Origin of the sequence: Antrihabitans stalagmiti (assembly GCF_016482825.1) — a bacterium.
GTDB lineage: Bacteria > Actinomycetota > Actinomycetes > Mycobacteriales > Mycobacteriaceae > Antrihabitans > Antrihabitans stalagmiti.
In genome coordinates this window covers 812,399-831,548 of the sequence record NZ_JAEMNV010000001.1, presented here as the reverse complement: position 1 = coordinate 831,548, position 19,150 = coordinate 812,399, and the positions used below count along the sequence as shown (strand labels likewise).

The 19,150-nt window shown below is 64.1% G+C and carries 19 protein-coding genes; 7 read left to right on the top strand and 12 right to left on the bottom strand.

Going from position 1 to position 19,150, the window contains the following annotated elements:
• On the top strand, positions 1 to 336 hold the full coding sequence (locus tag JGU71_RS03910; RefSeq protein WP_199702341.1) for a hypothetical protein: 336 nt from the start codon (positions 1 to 3) through the stop codon (positions 334 to 336).
• A gap of 9 nt (positions 337 to 345) precedes the next feature.
• On the opposite strand, the gene JGU71_RS03905 is transcribed toward JGU71_RS03910, so the two are convergent.
• Together JGU71_RS03905 and JGU71_RS03900 are read right to left on the bottom strand one after the other, a co-directional pair.
• Positions 346 to 930 carry a 1-acyl-sn-glycerol-3-phosphate acyltransferase gene (locus JGU71_RS03905; RefSeq protein ID WP_233528602.1) on the bottom strand — a complete coding sequence of 195 codons (585 nt, stop codon included), beginning with the start codon at positions 928 to 930 and terminating at the stop codon, positions 346 to 348.
• Positions 927 to 1,640, bottom strand: a complete 714-nt coding sequence (locus JGU71_RS03900) for a hypothetical protein (RefSeq protein ID WP_199702338.1) — start codon at positions 1,638 to 1,640, stop codon at positions 927 to 929. Before JGU71_RS03900 ends, JGU71_RS03905 begins: the two co-directional genes overlap by 4 nt.
• A 113-nt stretch (positions 1,641 to 1,753) precedes the next feature.
• On the opposite strand from JGU71_RS03900, the gene JGU71_RS03895 reads away from it, so the two are divergent.
• Both JGU71_RS03895 and JGU71_RS03890 read left to right on the top strand, forming a co-directional pair.
• Positions 1,754 to 2,512 (top strand): DUF2334 domain-containing protein, encoded by a 759-nt coding sequence (locus JGU71_RS03895; protein ID WP_307829482.1) that lies wholly within the window; start codon positions 1,754 to 1,756, stop codon positions 2,510 to 2,512.
• A complete protein-coding gene (locus JGU71_RS03890) occupies positions 2,509 to 3,630 on the top strand; it encodes a glycosyltransferase (protein ID WP_199702335.1) in 1,122 nt (373 codons plus the stop codon). The genes JGU71_RS03895 and JGU71_RS03890 overlap by 4 nt, the downstream gene beginning before the upstream one ends.
• Here JGU71_RS03890 and JGU71_RS03885 read toward each other — a convergent pair.
• Positions 3,597 to 4,484, bottom strand: coding sequence for a DMT family transporter (locus tag JGU71_RS03885; protein ID WP_199702332.1), 888 nt, complete (start codon positions 4,482 to 4,484; stop codon positions 3,597 to 3,599). The two genes, JGU71_RS03890 and JGU71_RS03885, sit on opposite strands and share 34 nt — an antisense overlap.
• Positions 4,485 to 4,608: 124 nt before the next feature.
• Between JGU71_RS03885 and JGU71_RS03880 the strand changes: the two genes are divergently transcribed.
• Together JGU71_RS03880 and JGU71_RS03875 are read left to right on the top strand one after the other, a co-directional pair.
• The gene (locus tag JGU71_RS03880) at positions 4,609 to 6,237 is read left to right on the top strand and encodes a D-alanyl-D-alanine carboxypeptidase/D-alanyl-D-alanine-endopeptidase (RefSeq protein ID WP_199702330.1); all 1,629 of its coding nucleotides are present in this window, start codon (positions 4,609 to 4,611) and stop codon (positions 6,235 to 6,237) included.
• A 17-nt stretch (positions 6,238 to 6,254) separates the two neighbouring features.
• Entirely contained in the window at positions 6,255 to 7,082 is an 828-nt protein-coding gene (locus tag JGU71_RS03875; protein WP_199702327.1) for an adenylate/guanylate cyclase domain-containing protein, read from the top strand.
• A 2-nt stretch (positions 7,083 to 7,084) separates the two neighbouring features.
• On the opposite strand, the gene JGU71_RS03870 is transcribed toward JGU71_RS03875, so the two are convergent.
• From JGU71_RS03870 to uraH, 8 genes are all read right to left on the bottom strand, one after another.
• Complete coding sequence (locus tag JGU71_RS03870; RefSeq protein ID WP_233528601.1) at positions 7,085 to 8,320, bottom strand: MFS transporter; 1,236 nt, start codon at positions 8,318 to 8,320, stop codon at positions 7,085 to 7,087.
• A gap of 74 nt (positions 8,321 to 8,394) precedes the next feature.
• Positions 8,395 to 9,129: a L,D-transpeptidase gene (locus tag JGU71_RS03865; protein WP_199702321.1), complete on the bottom strand. Its 735-nt coding sequence runs from the start codon at positions 9,127 to 9,129 to the stop codon at positions 8,395 to 8,397.
• A gap of 114 nt (positions 9,130 to 9,243) precedes the next feature.
• Positions 9,244 to 10,209, bottom strand: a complete 966-nt coding sequence (locus JGU71_RS03860) for an antibiotic biosynthesis monooxygenase (protein WP_307829480.1) — start codon at positions 10,207 to 10,209, stop codon at positions 9,244 to 9,246.
• 2 nt (positions 10,210 to 10,211) lie between these two features.
• Positions 10,212 to 11,624 carry an amidohydrolase family protein gene (locus tag JGU71_RS03855; protein WP_199702318.1) on the bottom strand — a complete coding sequence of 471 codons (1,413 nt, stop codon included), beginning with the start codon at positions 11,622 to 11,624 and terminating at the stop codon, positions 10,212 to 10,214.
• Positions 11,621 to 14,356, bottom strand: a complete 2,736-nt coding sequence (locus tag JGU71_RS03850) for a molybdopterin-dependent oxidoreductase (protein WP_199702297.1) — start codon at positions 14,354 to 14,356, stop codon at positions 11,621 to 11,623. The genes JGU71_RS03855 and JGU71_RS03850 overlap by 4 nt, the downstream gene beginning before the upstream one ends.
• On the bottom strand, positions 14,353 to 15,177 hold the full coding sequence (locus JGU71_RS03845; RefSeq protein ID WP_199702276.1) for an FAD binding domain-containing protein: 825 nt from the start codon (positions 15,175 to 15,177) through the stop codon (positions 14,353 to 14,355). Before JGU71_RS03845 ends, JGU71_RS03850 begins: the two co-directional genes overlap by 4 nt.
• A gap of 19 nt (positions 15,178 to 15,196) precedes the next feature.
• Positions 15,197 to 16,120 (bottom strand): factor-independent urate hydroxylase, encoded by a 924-nt coding sequence (gene pucL, locus JGU71_RS03840; protein WP_199702273.1) that lies wholly within the window; start codon positions 16,118 to 16,120, stop codon positions 15,197 to 15,199.
• 16 nt (positions 16,121 to 16,136) lie between these two features.
• The gene (gene uraH / locus JGU71_RS03835; RefSeq protein ID WP_199702270.1) at positions 16,137 to 16,463 is read right to left on the bottom strand and encodes a hydroxyisourate hydrolase; all 327 of its coding nucleotides are present in this window, start codon (positions 16,461 to 16,463) and stop codon (positions 16,137 to 16,139) included.
• Between the two features lie 135 nt (positions 16,464 to 16,598).
• Here uraH and JGU71_RS03830 point away from each other — a divergent pair, with 135 nt between their 5' ends.
• Positions 16,599 to 17,729 carry an XdhC family protein gene (locus tag JGU71_RS03830; RefSeq protein ID WP_199702254.1) on the top strand — a complete coding sequence of 377 codons (1,131 nt, stop codon included), beginning with the start codon at positions 16,599 to 16,601 and terminating at the stop codon, positions 17,727 to 17,729.
• Positions 17,726 to 18,346 carry a nucleotidyltransferase family protein gene (locus JGU71_RS03825; protein ID WP_307829479.1) on the top strand — a complete coding sequence of 207 codons (621 nt, stop codon included), beginning with the start codon at positions 17,726 to 17,728 and terminating at the stop codon, positions 18,344 to 18,346. The genes JGU71_RS03830 and JGU71_RS03825 overlap by 4 nt, the downstream gene beginning before the upstream one ends.
• Here the strand turns inward: JGU71_RS03825 and JGU71_RS03820 are convergent.
• Complete coding sequence (locus JGU71_RS03820) at positions 18,333 to 19,013, bottom strand: DUF998 domain-containing protein (protein ID WP_199702251.1); 681 nt, start codon at positions 19,011 to 19,013, stop codon at positions 18,333 to 18,335. The genes JGU71_RS03825 and JGU71_RS03820 overlap by 14 nt on opposite strands.
• Between the last annotated feature and the right edge of the window lie 137 nt (positions 19,014 to 19,150).

The window sequence follows — 19,150 nt, the reverse complement described above, 5'->3', positions numbered from 1 at the left end:
GTGCCAGGTACCCCGGTCGTGCTGGCGACAGAATTGGGGGCTCGCAGCGACTGGCTGGGAGCAATACGTTCGAAACGTGCCGGATCAGGCACGAACGTCTATCCAGCGCCCGCGCCTTCGATCGGAGTTCTCGTGTTCAAACGAACCGCTGCCACCGCAATGTTCGCGCTGGTGCTTGCTCTGCCGCTCACCGCTGCCTCGGCGACGGCTGCACCACTCGACAGCGGTTCTGCTGACAGCGGTTCGGCGCAGGGCGCGTCCAGAGCCATTCAGGTGCTGATCTGTGAGGTGCAAAGCTTTCTTGCCATCGGGCCTATGTGCGGTTTTCCCTCCTGAGCAGGAGGCCTACTCCGACGCGCCTTCTTCTCGGAGCCTCGGCTCGGTGCCCATCTCCGGGTTGATGCCACGTTTGTCCGAATAGAAGGCGCGCACCACGTCCATGTCCGCGGTGATGTCGCCCGTGGGTACGAACGTCGGACCGACGCCTACCGTCTTGGACGGACCATCGATGTAACCGAAGAGGATCGGTATTCCCGTTTGCTGGGAGATTCGGTAGAAACCTGACTTCCAGTAGTCGCCCTTGCTGCGAGTGCCTTCCGCAGCGAGCGCGAGCAGGAAGTGTTCGCTGCCCTCCGCGCGTTCCAGCAACTCGCGGACGGTCTCACCCGGGTTGTTGCGATCGAGGGGGATGCCGCCGGTTGCGCGCAGCAGTGGACCGAAGGGTGCCTTGAAGAACTCCTTCTTGACCAGAATCATCGGCTGCACACTCTGACTCCAACTCATCAGGATCGTCGCGACCCAGTCCCAGTTCGAGGTGTGCGGCGCTCCGACCAGGATCCCTTTGGGCGCCAACTCGCCGGCAACCTTCCAGCGGCTCAGCCGTAGGGCGGTTCGAGCAAGGGTTCTACGCACGAGAAAGCGACGAGTCATGCCGCGAACCGTAGCAACAACGGGAGCGTTGCGATGGCGGCGCCGAAGAGCAATGGTGCTGCGGTCGCGAAGATCAGTCGGCGAGTCAGCAGTGTGGACGTCGCAGGTCGTGGTTGTGGAGGCATCGGTTGGGTGGTCCGCACGGTCGTATCGGTGGCCGCAAGTGACTTCCAGTACTCGTCTGGTGCACGCACAAGTCCGACGTGCCCGCCGATCGTGAGCTCCATCGCGACGACGACGATCGCGTCGACCTCGACCGTCTTCGCGAGCACCGGGTCGATCGCGACGGACTCCGTTGTGGCATAGGGCGTTCCGACTCTGGGCGACACGACATAGGAGACCTTGTACCTGGGTCCGGTGCTCTCGCTGTGGTAGTCGAAGACAACGTCGGTCACTCGGGCAAGTGCGAGTCGCCCCTCGGCGGCGGCCTTCGCGAGCTGCTTGTCGGTGACGATCGACGAGATCGGCCTCGGCACAGCGGCTGGGTCGGTCGGGTGGTCGGGTTGCAGCGCAACAAAAAGCAGCAGGCATCCCGCAACGAGTCCACCCACGAGCAGACCGACCGAGACCGACCGTGGGAAGGCGTGCGGACCGCCGATGACGAGTGACGCCAGTGCTCCGCACGACAACCCGAATGCGAGGTGGCTCGCCATGAAGGTGAGCCTGCTGCCGAACTTCGCGATGTCGGTCTCCGAGTATGTGTCAGACATGTCGCGAAAGCTAACAACGAGTGATGAACGGCGGGTGTATGTAGCTGGTTGGCATCTTGCCGTTCAGCGGGCGTCAACGTCACCGGGTTACCGTCGCGGTCGATCGTGACGACGTGCAGGGGAGAACGAACATGGTTCACGGCTGCTCGCAGCTGGTGGTGAGTGTGCACGATGTCGCGCCTGCGACAGCCGACGAGACCGCTCGTTGGTGCGCCGACGCCGATGCACTTGGTATTCCGCTGTCGTTGTTGGTGATTCCCGGGCCGTGGCGCGGTGCGGCACTGAGCGATGCGCCCGACTTCGCAGAGGTGCTCCGCGCGCGGCGAAACATCGGTGACGAGATCGTCCTGCACGGCTGGTCCCATGTCGCAGGTCCCGAGGGTCCGTCGTATCGACGCGCCATCGGCAGAGTGGTCGCTCGCGGCGCAGCGGAGTTCGCAGCATTGAACGAACAGCAAGCCGCGGAACGCATTGCGGCGGGCACACAGGTCCTCGCCGACCTCGGACTGGCAACGCGGGGATTCACCCCGCCGGGATGGCTCGCGTCGCCCGCTGCGAACCGCGCGCTGACCCGAGCCGGATTCACGCACACGACAAGTCATTTCGGTGTCACGAACTTGCGGACCAGTCGCCTTCGCCGTGGTTTCGCACTCTCACACCGACCTGGCGGCGGTTGGAGCGAACGTGCCGCGGCAGCGCTGGTCGTCGGTCTGGCGCGCAGACGGGCAAGCGGTGGCGGGCTCGTTCGAATCGCCCTGCATCCCGACGATCTGCATCGCCCTGGTTTGCGCGACGCGTCCCTGCGCGCAATCGAAGCCGTCGTAGCTGCAGGCGCAATCGCAACGACCTACGCAGAGGTGGTCGGGCATTGAGGATCGTCCAGATCGCCAACTTCTACACACCGGCTTCGGGTGGGCTGCGCACGTGTGTAGACGAAATCGGACGTGGCTACGGCAAAGCTGGGCACGACAGGATTCTGATCGTGCCGGGGACATCCGACACCGACGAATCGACATCGGCAGGCCGACGGGTCACGCTGCCCAGCCCGAAGTTGTTCGGCTCGAACAGCTATCACATGCTGACTGCGAATCGGACCTGTGCGCTACTCGACTCGCTGGCGCCGGACGTGCTCGAGGTGAGTGACAAATTGAGCGTTCGATGGTTGTCGCCGTGGGCGCGTCGCAACGACGTTCCGCTTGTGCTGTTCTCCCACGAGCGCATCGACGCGATCCTTCGGTCCCGCGTGCCCCGCGGATTTCCGTTGGTCTCCCTCGCGAACGCTGCGAACGGCATGCTGAGTGTGCGCGCGGAAAACATCGTTGTCACATCCGATTTCGCGGCAGCGGAGTTCGCCAGAATCGGAGCAGACAATGTTCGCAAGATCCCGCTCGGCTGCGATCTGGAGCAGTTTCGTCCGTTGCCGCGCAGCCAGACTCCAAGCGACGGCGTGGTGCGCCTCGTCACCGTCAGCAGGTTGTCGAAGGAAAAACGCGTCGATCGGTCGGTAGCGGCGTTGCGACTGTTGGTGGACAACGGCGTGAACGCAGAACTGACGATCCTCGGCGACGGACCTTTACGTGGGCAGATCGCACGACAGGCCGCGCGACTACCTGTGCGGTTCGCCGGCCATGTTTCGGATCGCGGTGAACTTGCACACCTTGTTGCCACCGCCGACATCGCTCTATGCCCCTCTCCGGTAGAGACTTTCGGGCTTGCTGCCCTCGAAGCGCTCGCCTGCGGAACATCGGTCGTCGTTCCGCGCGACGGCGCAGCACACGAATCGCTCGGCGCACCCGGGTCGGGCGTTGTCACGGACGGAACGCCGACGGGGCTCGCCGGGGGAGTGGAGGCACTGCTTTCGGTGCCTGCGCTACAGCGCCGGAGTGCGGCAAGGGTTGCCGCGGAACGGTTTCCGTGGTCGGCGACGGTCGCCGGACTGCTGGGCCTCTACGAAAGCTACAGCTGCCTTACCAAGGCGTCGGTGGGCTGAGGGAGTACTTGCGGATGTTCGTCGTGCAGGGTGGGCGAATTCGCGAGCATCGCAACCCCGGCGATCACGAGTACGGCTGCTCCGATCAGCACGATCGGATCAGGATGTGCGACAACGACGAACAATGTGGTGCCCGCGACGTAGCTGAGGATCGGATCGGTTGTCGTCATCGACGTCAACGCGGTCGGCAGCGACCCGCTCGCGAAGGCCTCTTGCGCAAGGACGCCGCCGACGACCGTCGACACGGCGATACCCGGAAGTGCCCAGCTGAATCCCGGAAGCTCGTCGGTCGCCGACACGACGAGCACGGCCGTCGTGCAGAAGCAGAAGCCGGCCGCGATGCCGATCAACGCGGACCTCGCCTGCGCGCGCTCGCCCACCCGACGTGCGGCAACGACGAGCAACGCGACGGCACCGACGGCGATTGCAACCGCGACATCAAGTTGGTCGGAGCGGACGGCTCCGCGTGGTGGGCATTGCGATACGACGGCGACCAGTCCCGTGCACACCAGACCTGTGCCGAGCCAGTCGCGACGCAGCGGCCGCTGCCGTCGACGCAGGGCGGAGAGCGGCAGTGCGAAAAGCAACTGCACGACCAACACGGCTTGGACAACTTGAATGGAACCGAAATGTAGTGCGCAGGCATGCAATCCGAAGCCAACGACGTTGGCGGCAAGCCCGATCAGCCAGCGCGGACTGCGAATCAAGGTGGCGAGCAGCCCGATTGCCGGCAGCAGCCGCTCCGTCGTCGGCCTGGCGAGCGCAGCGGTTCGCGCGGTCGATTGTTGCAACGCAGCGGAAACGGCAAACACAAGCGCTGCCAGGATCGCGAGTGTGACTCCGACGGCAGACATGGGTACATGCTGATCGATCGAGTTGAACGACAGGTTGCTTCCAGTTGTGTCTTCTCCTCACCGATCATGCGTGCAACGATCTCTGCGTGGGGGTCAGTGCTCCGTCACCCGCAGAGGAGTTTTCGTGCCTGGTTCTGGTTCGGTCAAGATCGGTGCCGTCGTAGCGACAGCGCTTGTACTTGCCTCCGCGTGTTCGAGTTCCGACAACGGTTCCAGTGACGATTCGGTTGCGCCCGCGGGCATCTCCGCCGAGATCGGTGCATTGCCCGACGCCGCGAAGAAAGTTATGGAAAAGCCCGAATATGCCACCGCACGTTGGATCTACTACGTGTCGAACGCGGACACAGGGGAGGTGCTGCTCGCCAATCGACCCGACGAAATGATCTACACGGGTTCGACGGCCAAGAACTTTACGGTTGCCTCCGTCTACGACACGGTCGGCGCGGACACCCGCTTCACGACGCCCGTCTATACAACTGCGCCGGCGGATGCAGGAGTCGTTCCCGGCAACCTGGTGCTGGTCGCATCGGGTGATCTTGCCCTCGGCGGGCGCGGCGGCCTCGACGGCAAGATGGATCACACCTTCTACAGCGACACCGTCGACCATCAGTACGGCAACCTCGCGCCCAACGCGCGGCCGTCGACCGACGTGGGTGACCCCCTCGCCGGCGTGAACGAACTTGCTCGTCAGGTCGCTGCAAAAGGCGTGACGCGGATCGACGGAGACGTCGTCATCGACACCAGATTATGGGACACCTACCAATCCAACGACGGACCTGTCACACCGATCTTCGTCAACGACAACATCCTCGACGTGATGGTGACGGCAGCGGCGGTCGACGGGACGGCGACCATCGTGTCGTCGCCCCAGACCGGCGCGTACACCGTTGTGTCGCAAGTACAGACCGTCGCAGGTGACGGCGACACGGCACTGAGCATCGAACCCGACCCCGCCGATCCGACGAAGCTGATCGTCTCCGGCACGATCGCGGCGGGCAAGTCGCAACTGAGCGTGTACAACGTGCCGGACGCGGCGGACTGGGCGCGGATCCTTTTCATCGAGGCACTCGGACGAGCAGGCGTCACAGTCACAGCGCCGGTTCGTGCTGCGAACAACGAGTCGATCCTGCCCGCGAGCGGCACCTTCACCGAGGACCGCACAGTGGCTTCGATCGAGTCTCCGCCAGTAGCTGCGATGGGAGCGATGATTCTCGAGACCAGTTACAACGCGGGCGCGAACGCGTTTCTCTGCATGCTTGCGGTCAAGGCAGGCAAGACGGATTGTCTTGCCGGGATCGAGACGATCTACGGCTTGGTCGACAAGGCGGGGTTGAACAGGGACGCGGTGTTCGTCACCGACGGCCAAGGAGGCGACCCAGCATCGGCGACGCCGCGGCAGCTGGCGAAGTGGATGGAATGGGCGAGGAAGCAGCCTTGGGGTGACGCAATCGTTGCGGGCCAACCGGTCCTCGCGGAGTCGGGCTCGCTTGCGCCCTACGGCGCAGGCACTCCGGCGGCGGGCAAGGTCGCGGCCAAGGCAGGCACAGGTGTGGCGTTGAATCCGACCACAGGTCGGCTGCTCGCCAACGTACAAAGCTTGGCCGGCTATCTGACGCTCGACGACGGCACCGTTCTTGCCTTCGACCTGGCAATGGGTGGTGCGACGTACCCGCAGCTCTACGACGGACTCGTCCAAGCCGGTGCCGATGTGGCAGAGGTTGCAGCCGCGTTCCAGCAGGGGTTGTCGAACTAGGCCGGGCGTCTGGCAGCATGACGCCCGTGCTGGAATTTGTGCTCGGCGGAATCGTCGTGGTCGAGACGTTCGGTCTCGTCGCGCTCACCGCGCTGCAAATTCGCAATCAGCATCGAATCCGGGATTTGCGCCGGCAACTTGCCGGTAGGGAGCGAACGTGGATCTCGAGTAGCAAGGGCGCTGTGAAGGCCGTGTGGGAGACGGCGAACCTGATGCGGGAGAAAGGGATCGGGGGAGCGCTACGCAACTCGATCGAAGAACTCGCTGGGTGGGCACAGGTCGAGCAACCAGACCTCGCTCGACTGGCAGCGCGTGACGGCACGGTCACCATCTTCTTCTCCGACATCGAAGGCTCGACGGCATTGAACGAACACTTCGGCGATCAGGCGTGGGTGAAGATGCTCGGCCGACACGACAACGTTGTTCGAGACTGCGTGCAGTTGCACGAGGGTCAGGTCGTGAAGAGTCAGGGCGATGGATTTATGGTCGCGTTCGGGCATCCCGAACAAGCCGTGCGGTGCGGTATCGACGTGCAACGAGCACTCGTCGGAGCGGCGTGGACCGAACGGGCGCGAGTTCGGGTCCGCATCGGAATCCACCGCGGCGACGCGGTGCGCAGGGGCGACGATCTGTTCGGCAGAAACGTCGCGATGGCCGCTCGCGTCGCAGCTGAAGCGGCAGGTGGCGAGGTGCTGGTCAGTGCTGCCGTGCGGGATGCGGTCGACAGCCCGGACCTGACGTTCGGCCCGGAACGCAACGTCGAATTGAAAGGCTTTCGCGGCGTTCACAAGATCTACCCGCTGGTACTGGGTCACGCTCGACCCGACCGTGCGCTGCGTGCCTGACCCTACGCCGCCGCCAAGCATTCTTCGCGTGCGAGAGCTTGTGCTTCGCGCCGCGCCAGCAGTGTAAATGCCAGTGCCGCAAGCAGTGCGAACGCGATCACAGCGGCTGAGTACACCTCGGCGGTGGTCAGCAAACCGGCCGATCCGATGGCGAACCCGGCGATCACCGCAGGCACGCTGAAGGCGGTGTAGCTGACCGCGAACACGGTCGCGAAAACCTGACCGCGCTCGTGCGGAAGCGTGAGTGCGCCGAGGGTCTTCATCGCGCCGAGGAATGCGGTACCGAAACCGAAGCCGGACACTGCAGCTCCGACGAAGAACACGGCAATCGATTCGACGAGTAGCGACGTGACGGTGATGCCCACTCCCGCTGCGAGCGTGACGGATCCGCCGACCATGACTATTCGCGGCGCAGTGTTGCGGGCCACGTAGGCGCCGAACGCACCGGCGCCGAACAGGGTGAAGATTTCGGCGCCGCCGATCACGTGATTACGGACGTCGAAGACGCTTGCCGTGATGGACGGGCTGAGCGACAGATACAGACCGCCTAGCGACCACGATGCGATCAGGCACGGCACGATCGTGGTGAACGTGCGCCGAATTGCCGGTGGCACCGACACCTTCGGGCGCAGGGCCGCGAACAGGTGTGCGCGTGAGGCGAATCCGTCGGCGGGTGTGGGTTCGGGCATGGCCGCTATCAACGCGGCGAAGGCCAGATAGGCGATTGCCAATACGACGTAGACGAGTGTCATCGGCGCAGGCGCGAATTGCACGAGCAGCCCGGATCCCAGCGCGCCGGTGGCGAGACCTGCGGTCGGGGCAATGCTGTTCAGCAGAGGACCGCGTGATTCGTCGGGTTGTAGATCGATAACCGTTGCGGTGAACGCGCCGGTTGCTGCGCCGGTCGCAAGTCCCTGGAGGATCCGCGCCGCGATCAGCCACGGGACGCTGTCGGCGAGGACGAAGACGACCATGGCGACCGCCAATGTCACAAGGGAGGCCGCGAGAACGGGCTTGCGGCCGATGTGATCGGACAGTGCGCCGACCGTGAGCAACGACGTCAGCAGCGCGACGACATACACAGCGAAGATCACGGTGAGTGTGATCGACGAAAAGCCCCATTGCTCCTGGTAAACCGAATACAGGGGTGACGGTGCTGCCGCGCCGGACATCAGCACGAAGAACGCGGTCGCGACGATCCAGAAGGCGACGGCGCGCGGGATTTGTCGAGCTCGCATGGTGGTCATCACTAGTGGACCAACACGAGGTGCCGCGAATCTCTTCCATGGGCTCGATCGCTACGCCGATACTGTCACCGCACGATGACCGGATCGCCTCGTTTGGCGTTGTTGTAGAACCAGGCCGCGTTGCCGGTGCTGAGGTTGATGCAGCCATGGCTGACGTTCGCGTACCCCTGCGAATCCGCCGACCATGGTGCGGCATGAACGAAGATGCCACCCCACGTGATCCGGACCGCGTACTCGACGTCGAGTTTGTACCCCTCCTTGGAGTTGATCGGTACCCCGTACGTCGACGAATCCATCACGATGTCCCGGAACTTCTCGATCACCGGAAAGGTCCCTGCGGGGGTCTCGTAGCCGGGTTTGCCCAACGAGGCAGGCATCCACTGCACTACTTCGCCGTCGATACTGACGGTGAACTCGTGCGTCGAACGGTTGGCGACCGCTACCAGCGCACTACCGACCTGAAACTGTGTCCTGAAACCGACGGCGTCGACCGTGACGTCGCTGTACGCGGGCCAGAATTCGGCAGGAGACCACTGCACGACCGAGTCGTCGAGCCAACGGAACCGGCCCGCCACAGGCGTGGACGTAGTGATCGTGATCGTGCGCTCGGCGGCGGTGCGATCGGAAATCTCCGTGGGAAATCGGACGGTGATCGGTTGTGCGATTCCGACGATCTCACCGTTCGGCGGGTCGAGCAGCGGTGGGCCGTGTGTGCCCGCCTGAGCCGTCGCCGACGCCCCGAACATGGGTGCTGCAGCGAAAAGTACGACCAGAACGACACGTGCAATCGGCTTGCGCATGGTCCGTTTCGCCCCTCTTGACACGACCCCAACCGCTCATTCAATGAGAGCACATCAAGATCGAAGGGGCTAGGCTCGAGACCAACTATTTACCCAGCTCAGAGCGGTGCTCGGCTACGTGTTGTAGTCCCAGAACTGCAGCCACTTGACGCTGGCGAACAACGTCAACGTGACGATGTAGACACCGATCACGACCGCTGCGCCGATCATGCTGACTCGACGGCCTGCGCCGTCGATCGGATCGAGCCAGCGAGCAAACGGCTTGGACACCCACGGCATCAAGAAGTACGTCATGACGCCGACACTGCAGATCTGACTCAGCCACAATGCAAGCCAGGGTTCGGCGCCCATCCTGTCGAGTGTCGGTCCGAGGAAACGGGAAAGCACCATCACCGTCGGATACAACACCAGCAGCACGATCATCGCCGCTTTCCAGTTCGGCGTGACCTTGGTTTCACCGTTTTCGATACGCATGGTCGAACCGAAAGCTGTGGTGTGTGCGATCTGGGAGAAGTCCTCGGTGAGATTGGCGCGCAACTCGGGCAACGCCGCTGCTCGCTCACGCGAGGTGAGCCACCTGTCGAGGTGCGCACCCGTTCGGAAACGAACCATCGACAGCCAGCGCCCTGTGACGTCCGGCGGAAAAACCAGCGTGCCTTCGAAGCCGGAGAAGTCCGCGGTCGTCGGATAGAGCCCGACCTGACTCTGCGCGAACTCGGCTTCCTTGCCTGCCGCCACGCTGTGCCGAAAGACGCTGATGCCTGCGGCGGGCAAGCTGCCTTCGACGACGATCAGGTCCGAGGTCTTGCGTCGAAATCCTTGCGCTTCACCGCCGTCGAGCACCCGTCTCCGGTCGGGCGAGTCCAGCCAGGTGTGCAGTTGTTGTTCGGAGTCGAACGCTGCCGCGAAGGCCCAGTCGAGTTGGCCGTCGCGCAACGACTGTGTGGTCCCGGCCGAGCCGTCCGCGGCACTCGCGCTTGCCGCCAATGCGCCGAGCCACGTGTCGAACGCCGGGTCGCCGGTGCTGTGGAAGACCGTGATTGCCGATGCGATCGGTCCGGTCGGTCCTGTGGCGGCCACGACTAACTCAGTTCTGCTCGACGGCCCCGCACGTAGACCTCGGTGACAGCAGGCTCGCGGATACCCATCAGCAGTACGAACAACGTCTGCTCGCGCGCCAATTGTGCGTCGTCCGATCGGATTCCGTACTTCAGTGCTGCCTCGAGCGGCGGGTGCCTGCTCGGTTCGACGACGATGAAGTCCGCTTCCTTGCCGAGATCGAAGTTACCGAAGCGGTCCTCCATGTCGAGAGCCCGCGCACCCGCAAGTGTTCCGGTGAAGAGCATCTCGGCGGGGTGCATGGAGACGCCCGCGTCACCCGGTTCGGAGATGTGCACCTTGAATGCATCCGACAGCACCTTCGAGATCAGCCATTCGTCGCCTCCGCCGAAGTCGGTCCCCGCAGCAACGTTGACGCCGGCCGCGATCGTGCGCTTCCACGGCATGGTCCCGGATCCCAGAAACTGTTGCGACACAGGACAATGCGCGATCGAGGTGCCTGTCTCGGCCATCCGTTCCAATTCCGAATCCTGACAATGGACACAATGGGCAAGGATGCTCCGCTTGCCGAGCAGACTCTTGCCGCCGACGGTGGATCCCGGCAGGAACTTGCCGTCGTAGGTATCGAGGTAGGAGTCGACCTGATAGACCTGCTTGGTCGTGTCGACCTCGCCGGTGCCGGGCCTGGCGTTCTCGTTGAGGTGGCTGTGGAAGTAGACGCCCCGTTCTCGCACCGAATCGTACAGTTCACCAAGGTTTCTCAGCGTTTCGGTGGTGACCGACAGGGAGAACCGCGGCACGATCGCCACGTGCAGCAATGCGGTTGCCACATCTCCTGTGTCGGCTCCGTGCCACTTCTCGATCTCTTCGGTCGTCAGCCGGATGGCGTCTTCCTCCGACGTCAGCAACGGTTGCGCCGTGTCGCCACCGACGGTCTGTATCCCACGGCCGCTGACGATCCGCAGTCCTGCGCGTTTGGTCGTCGCGAAGAGCGCATCCTGAGCGTGCGGGAATGCCGAGCCGAACACCATTGCCGCCGTAGTTCCGGCAGCGATTCGCCTGGTGCAGAACTCCACGGCCGCGCGCTCGGCGTACTCGGGATCGGCGAACCGCGACTCCGACGGGAAGATGCAGAGGGTGAGCCACTCGAGCAGTTGTCCGCCGCCGTAGGCATCGCCTGCGAAGGTTTGCGGAAAGTGAATATGTGTATCGACGAAACCCGGCAGCAGAAAACCGGGGCGATGATCGAACACGGTCGGATCGGCACCGCTCGGTAGCGCGCCGTCGTGATCGACTCTGTTGCCGCAGAATACGATTCGACCGTCGTCGTCGATCACCAGAGCGCCGTCTTCGATCGAAACCAACGACGCCGCGGCGTCGGCGACGGTACCGCTTCCCGCCACGTGGAAGATATGTCCGAAATGCACCTGGCTCACTTCATGAGCAGACCACAATTTGCCATAGCGCGCCAGACTCGGATCGCATTCATCGGCAACTGATGCACCCGCGCCCCGGTCGCACGGGCGATTGCGTTGGCGAGTGCGGGCGCGACGGGGTTGTAGGGGGACTCGCTCATGGACTTTGCACCGAGTGGGCCGAGCGAGTCGTGTGTGTCTGCGAAGTAGACCTCGGTTCGCGGTAGATCGGCCAGTTGCGGAATGTGGTAGTTGCGCAACGCACTAGCGGTGATCGTGCCGTTGCCGTCGTCGATCATGTCCTCGTAGAGCGCCGATCCGATACCTTGTGCGACACCGCCTTCGACCTGCCCGCGACACTGCTCGGGGTTCATGACGTAGCCGGCATCGGCAGCGTGGACGGACTGCAGTATCCGCACCTCGCCGGTCCGGCGGTCGACCGCGACCCGAAAAGCTTGCACGTTGAAGGCAACCGATCGCGGTAAGCCGTCGTGGTCACCGCGAGCAGCGAAGGGTCCGTCGTTGGCGGCGACGAGTTCTGCGAAGGTGACCAGCCGACCGCCGCAGCCGACCCCATCGGGTCCGATCTCGCAGTCTTCCGCGGATACCCCGGTGAGAGTTGCTGCAGTCGCCACGACCTGCTCGCGCAACAGTTCCGCGGCCTTCGCGACCGCCTTTCCCGCGACGGTGGTGCCGGCCGACCCGAAGGCGCCGGTGTCGAAAACCGCCGAGTCCGTATCGGATTGGCGGGTACTAACGTTGTCGACGGTCGTCCGCAAGATGGTGGCCACGATCTGGCGATGCACGGTGGTGGTCCCGTTGCCGAATTCGGATGTGCCGACACAGACGATGTAGCAGCCGGATTCGTCGAGTGTCACCGAGGTCTGCGAGAAGTGGCCGCGCGGTGGAATCGTCGCGATCATCGCGACTGCCATGCCCTCACCGATTGCCCAGTGCTCACCGACAGGCGCAGCGCTGCCGTTTCCGTTGCGCAACGCCGTCTCCGCGAGATCGAGGCACTGATCGAGACCGTAACTGCCGTACTGCAAGTCGGGCTCGACGGGATGTGCTTCGACAAACGGATCACCGGGGTTGATGACGTTGCGACGGCGAAACTCGAAGGGGTCGATAGCGAGGCGCGCCGCAAGCTCGTCGAGCGCGGACTCGACTGCGAAGCTCACCTGTCCGAGTCCGTAGCCGCGAAACGCGCCGGACGGAATGTTGTTCGTGTAGACGGACATCGCATCGACTCGCTTGTTCGCACACCGATAGACCGCGATCGATTCACCGCAACTGTGGAACATGACACCGGGTCCGTGATTGCCGTACGCGCCTGTGTCGGTGAGAACATCGACAGCGAGGGCGGTCAGTACGCCGTCGGCCGTGGCGGCTGCGACGACGTCGACGCGGAAGGGATGCCGACACGGTGCCATAGTGAATTCGTCGGATCGCGAGAACTCGTACTGCACGGGACGACCCGTTCGTAAGACGGCGGCAGCGACCAGGTCCTCGGTCAGCATCTCCTGTTTGCCGCCGAAGCCGCCGCCGACCCGACCCGTGAAGACACGTACTTTGTCACGCTCGAGCCCGAACACGTGGCACAACTCGTCGCGCACCAGATACGGCACCTGCGAACTCGTCCGGATGACGAGACGGCCGTCGTCGTCGAGCCAGCCGATCGAGCAGTGCGTTTCCAGATGGACGTGCTGGACCCGCTGCGTTCGCCAACGCCCACGCACCACTGCGCCTCCACCTGCCTGTGTTTCGGCTGCGGCAGCGTCCACATCGCCGGTGGCGCCATGTAATTCGGCAACGAGGTTGTGACTCGGATCTGCGATACGTGAAGTTTCGGCGACCTTGTCGGAATGTACGAGCGGTGCACCGGGTGCGGTGGCAGCCTCGGGGTCGAAGAGGGCAGGCAGGACCTCGTAGTCGACTGTGATTGCGCGACAGGCTGCTTCGGCCTGTGCCACCGACTCGGCGACGACCGCGGCGACCCGCTGCCCGCGGAACCGCACCACCGTGTCCAGCAGAACGGTGTCGTCGGGATCGTCGGTGCGGTGCTGGTGTCTGCCGGTCGAATACAGCACCGCCGGACTGTCGTCGTTGGTGAGGACCGCCACCACTCCCGGCATCGATTCTGCTGCTGTGGAATCGATTCCGATGATTCGGGCGTGCGCGTGTGGGCTCTGAACGACTGCGATGTGCGTCGTTCCCGCGACGGTGACGTCGAGCGTGTACCGCTCGGTCCCGGTGACGATTGCCTGCCCGGCAGGAGCGGGTAGTGAACGTCCCGATGCTGGACCCGTTGTGGGTCGTTCGACGTTGCCGACTCCGCTCAACGCATCGTCGATCGCACGATAGCCGGTGCAGCGACACAGATTTCCTTTGAGTCGCTCGGATCGTTCTCGGTGGTCGTCCGGCCCGAACGTCGATGCCGTCACGATCATCCCCGCCGTGCAGAAGCCGCACTGAAAGCCGGCTGCCTCGACGAAACGGCGTTGCAGCGGATGGAGATCGTCCGGAGTCCCGAGTCCGGCCACCGTCGAGACAGCCCTACCCTCGGCGCGAAAGGCAGGGGTGACGCAGGAATGTATCGGTGTGCCGTCGAGAAGTACCGAGCACGCACCACAATCGCCGGAATCGCAACCCTTTTTGACCTCGAAGTGCGCCTGCTCGCGGAGGAAGGTGCGCAGGCATTGGCCAGGTCGCGCTGCGGCGTCGTACTCGTGGCCGTTGATCTCGAGCTTCATGAGAGTTCCTGCCGGATCTCGTGTGCGAGCACTCGCGACACGGCCTTTCGCCAGTCCGGTGCACCGTGGGCGTCTTCGTGCCACACGTCGTCGGGGATGTCGTCGAGCGCGGCGTCGAGTGCGTCCGGGGTGGGTACCGTGTCGAAGCGCAGGCTAAGCGGTCGTGTCGTGCTGCCGGTGACCGCCAGTGCGAACGCGCCACCATCGGTCGGGAGATCCAGCCGGCCGACCAACACCGCGCCCGACCGGCCGAGCGGTGCCAACGCGATCTTGCGAAAGGCCGTACGAGCGCGCAGCGCCGCCGCAGGCAGAAACACAGACCGGACGACGTCGCCCGTCTCGAGCACGTTTGTCGCAGCCCCGGTGACGAATTCGGTGATTGCGACCGACCGATCCGAGCCGTCCGCCCGCCATATCGTCACGGTTGCATCCAGCGCCGTTGCCAGTGAGATCATCGCTCCCGCAGGGAAAGACAGACAAAGATTGCCGCCGACGGTTGCGCTGCCCCAGATCTTGTACGACGCGAGCAGGGCGGTGCAGCACTGGTGCAGCAGCGGTGCCGCGATCCAGTCGGGCGGCAGTTCGCGAGACAGCGCGGAAACTCGCTCGACCGTGCACGTCGCAGCGAGTTCCAGTCCCGAAGTTTCGACAGTGACCGGTTCCCAGCCGAGCCCCGTGATGTCGAAGAGGCGTCGGATACCGGGCTGTGGCTCGGAGAACAACCACGTTCCACCTGCGATGACGGCGTCCGAGGTGCCGAGTTGCGCGAGATCGTTGCGCGCACCCACAACGGCGATATCGACTATTTCGTTCAGATCCATTGCGCACCTGATTCGTTCACTACGCGAGCCAACCGAATTGTTGTTCCCATGCCGGTCCGGCAGGTGGCGCGTCGTCGCGGGTCACCGCGGCCTGGATCAGGCCGTACGGACGATCGGAGACGTTGAATACTTCGTTCGGATTGTCGAGTCCGAACGGCGCCAAGTTGTGCACGAAATGATGCCGATTCGGTGCGGACAGCCTGATTTCGGCGATCGATCCGAAGTGTTCCAGCACAGCCTCGCCCATCCGAAATAGAGTTTGCTGCAGCGCACGTGACTGCACGACGGCGAACTGTTCGATCAACAGTTGCTTCACCTGTGAGTAGACATCGTCCCAGTCGACGTCGGTGCCGACGAAGCGCCATTTGGCAACGATCGACGTGGCCATCATGCGATCGTTCGTCGGTTCGAGCACCGTGTAGTCGTCGATGAGGAAGCCTGCGAATTCCGATCCGGTCGACTTGAGAATGATCAGGTCCTTCAGTCCGCCAACGACCCAGACCTTGCGATCGGCACCTTGTCCTTCGACAGTGATTGTCGCAGTGCGGATTTCCTGACCTTTGCGGATCCACGTGTGGTCGTGTGGCGTGCAGTCGGCGCTAGCGCGCTCCCAGAGGTATTCGTCGATTTCGATTCGCGCGAGGTGGACGGGTTCGATCTTGTCGACGAAATGTTCGGCGAGACGGATGCCGTACTCCTCGATCGTCGGTATGCCGAACTGCTTCGCGAAGGCGTATGCCGTCTGCTTCTGGGAGTCGGTCGGCAACACGTTGCTTTGGTCACCGTCGGTGTAGGCAGCGGCGAAATCTCCACGCAGGCAGGTGGATACGTTGACGTCCTTGATCTCGTGGCGGGGGGAGTCGCGATAGATGCGGACGACACGGCTCTCCGCCTTGCCGTATTGGTCGGCGCCGAGCACGATCTTGCCGGTCAGGTCGGACATCGGCGTACCTCCTCGTTCAGCTACCCAGATAGGTGGAGTAGGCGTAGGGCGACAGCAGCACAGGTACGTGATGATGCCGGTCAGCGTCGATCACGTCGAACGTTATCGAAATCTCGGGATAGAAGCCCTGGGTTCCGATCGACGCGAAGTAGCGGCCGGTATCGAAGTTCAGACGATAGGTCCCTACCTCCAACCGGGCGTAGAGCTCGACGATCCGACCGTCGGAATCGGTTTGCGCGGAGGCCAATTGCGAACCGTCCCGCGCCTGCAGGACAACGGGCACACCTGCTGCGGGCGAACCCGTCGCGGCATCGAGAACGTGGGTACTGAGCGTGCCCCTCATGGGACCTCCTGTTCGTCGAAGCAGTCAGGTGCCGACCGTGCACTGACGTCGAGTGTCGTGCCGGTGGCCGAGTTGCGCAAACGCTGTTGTTCTATGCGCTGCCGAAAGACCCGCGCAGACCTAAAGTTGACTGCTATGCGCGACATACTTCGACAACTCGTCGAGTGGACGGACGCCGACCGGGCGTTCGCGCTTGCCGTGATCGTCGGTACGTCGGGAAGCGCACCGAATCTTGTTGGTACCGCGATGGCGGTTGCCGACGACGGCGTGATCGTCGGAGGTATTTCGGGTGGCTGCGTCGAGGCGTCGATCCTCGACACGGCCGCCGAGGTCCTCGCCTCGGGGGAGTCCCGCCGCCGCACCTTCAGCGCCGCGGATCCGGCCGACCCCTTTTCCGTCGGTCTGACCTGCGGCGGCACCATGGACGTGCTCGTCACCCATTCCGCCGGTCTCGCAGCACAATTGGCTGTTCTGACGAGCGCTGTCGCTTCCCGTCGACGGGCACTACTGCTCACCGTCGTTGCTGGAGATCGCGCCGTGGTCGGTGCTCAGTCGGCGTGGGACGGCTGCCTGGACGGGTCGGCAGCAGTGGCTCGGCCGATCTTCGATGCCGTGATCGCGGACCTGCCGACCGATACCGGCCTGGTCACCGTCGCAGGCGACACGGGCGAGGCGACCGTGTTCGTGCACTGTTTCGCTCCACCACCGCTGCTGATCGTCTGTGGGGCGATCGACGGCGCGCGACCGCTCGCTGCGGTGGGAAAGCTGTTGGGATACAGGGTCGTACTGTGCGACGCACGCGCCGCATTCGCGACCCGGGCTCGATTTCCCGATGTCGACGACGTGATCGTCGACTGGCCGCATCGCTACCTCGACCGGATCACCGTGGACCGTACGACGGTGCTCTGCGTGCTGACCCACGATCTCAAGTTCAGCGTCCCGCTGCTCGTGAAGGCACTCGGGCTGCCGTTCGGGTACATCGGTGCGATGGGCTCACGTGCCACCTGCGCCGAGCAGGAGCGTCAACTGCGCGCACACGGTGTGTCGTCGGAGGCACTACGTCGACTTCGTGCGCCGATCGGACTCGACCTCGGTGGCCGAACGCCCGCCGAAACTGCAATCTCCATCGCGGCCGAAATCGTTGCTGCCCGCGAGCAGCGTTCGGGTACCGCCCTGTCACACGGTTCGACGCCGATCCATCCGACCGACTCGGTCGCCCCGAGTGGGTCGGCCTGGTGTGAGGCGCTCGCTGTCGGCGACACGTGACCGAGCCTTTCGACGGCCGATGTGCCGGATTGCTGCTTGCCGCCGGGAGCGGATCCCGATTCGGGGGTCCGAAGGCCTTGGCTCTGGTGGAGAATCGTCCGCTCGTCGCACGAGCCGTCGACGTGCTCCGCGGCGGCGGCTGCAGGCCGGTCCATGTTGTCGTCGGTGCGTATGCGGACGAGGTGTCGGCGGTGGTGCCGTCAGCCGCTGTCACGGTCCACGCCGCCGACTGGGAGCGTGGAATGGGCGAGTCGCTTCGGGTCGGTCTGACATCGCTGACCGACACCAGCGTTTCTGCTGTGTTGATTCATCTGGTCGACCTTCCCGATGTCGGCGCCGACCTCGTCGCGAGATTCGTCGCTGCGGCCTGCCCTGATGCACTGATCCGAGCGACGTTCGCCGACGCGATCGGCCACCCCGTCCTCGTCGGGAGAACGTGGTGGCCGACGTTGCTTGCGAATTTGTCGGACAGTGACCCTCGAACAGGCGCCCGAAGCTTCCTGAACGATCACCGAGCGCTCACCCTGCTCGAGTGCTCCGACCTGGCCACTGGTCGCGACGTCGACTACGCCGCGGATCTTGCCCACTTCTTGGACGGGACTCTCAGGGGGCAGTGACCGGCGTCGACCGCAGCAGCCGGACACCGAGTGCCGACGTCCATGCGAACGCGACACCGACGCCGATCGCCATCCGCACGCCGATGCCATCCGTGGACGGGTTGGCGAGCAACGCAAGAAGTCCGGCACCGACGACGCCGCTCACAACCGCGAACACGCGTGAACCTTCCGCCCAGAACCGCTTCGCGAACACGAAGCACACGATGTAGAACGCAGTGAACGCCACAGCCGGACCGATGCCGTGCACGATGCCGTGCCAGCTCACCTCGGCGGGCGGACCGTCGGGGGTCCCGATCGGGAAGCCGTCCTCCGGGTCCGCGCGAAAAAGCCCGCCGACGACGAAACCGCTGCCGAAGACGAACAGCAGGCGCGGACCCCACTTGCCTGCGCGTTCGCGCCCGATGGCGCGTCGTACGCCGACGGCGAACGCAATCAGTGCGATGCCGGTCAGAGTGAAGTTGAGGATCTGCAGCCAGCCCAACATGCCGTTGCTCAGCAGACTGATCGGGTGGCGACCCAGGTCGAAGCCGTCCCGGGTGAGGATCTGTGCTCCGGCGACGATCGCGAACACAGGCCCGGCGACGATTCCGCACAGCAGAAGTCTGCGGACGCCGATCGGGGTGTGCGCTGGTGCGCCGAACTCGGTGGGTGTGCGTGTCGATGTCATGACGTGCCTCTCGCAGGTTCGGGGTCGGGGTTGACATCGATACCTCGAAGCGCGTCGTGCAATTTCGACACAACACGCCGAACCGGGTTCAGGTCGAGCCGCGTTGGCAGATGTGGGCAACGTCTCGTAGGCTCGTC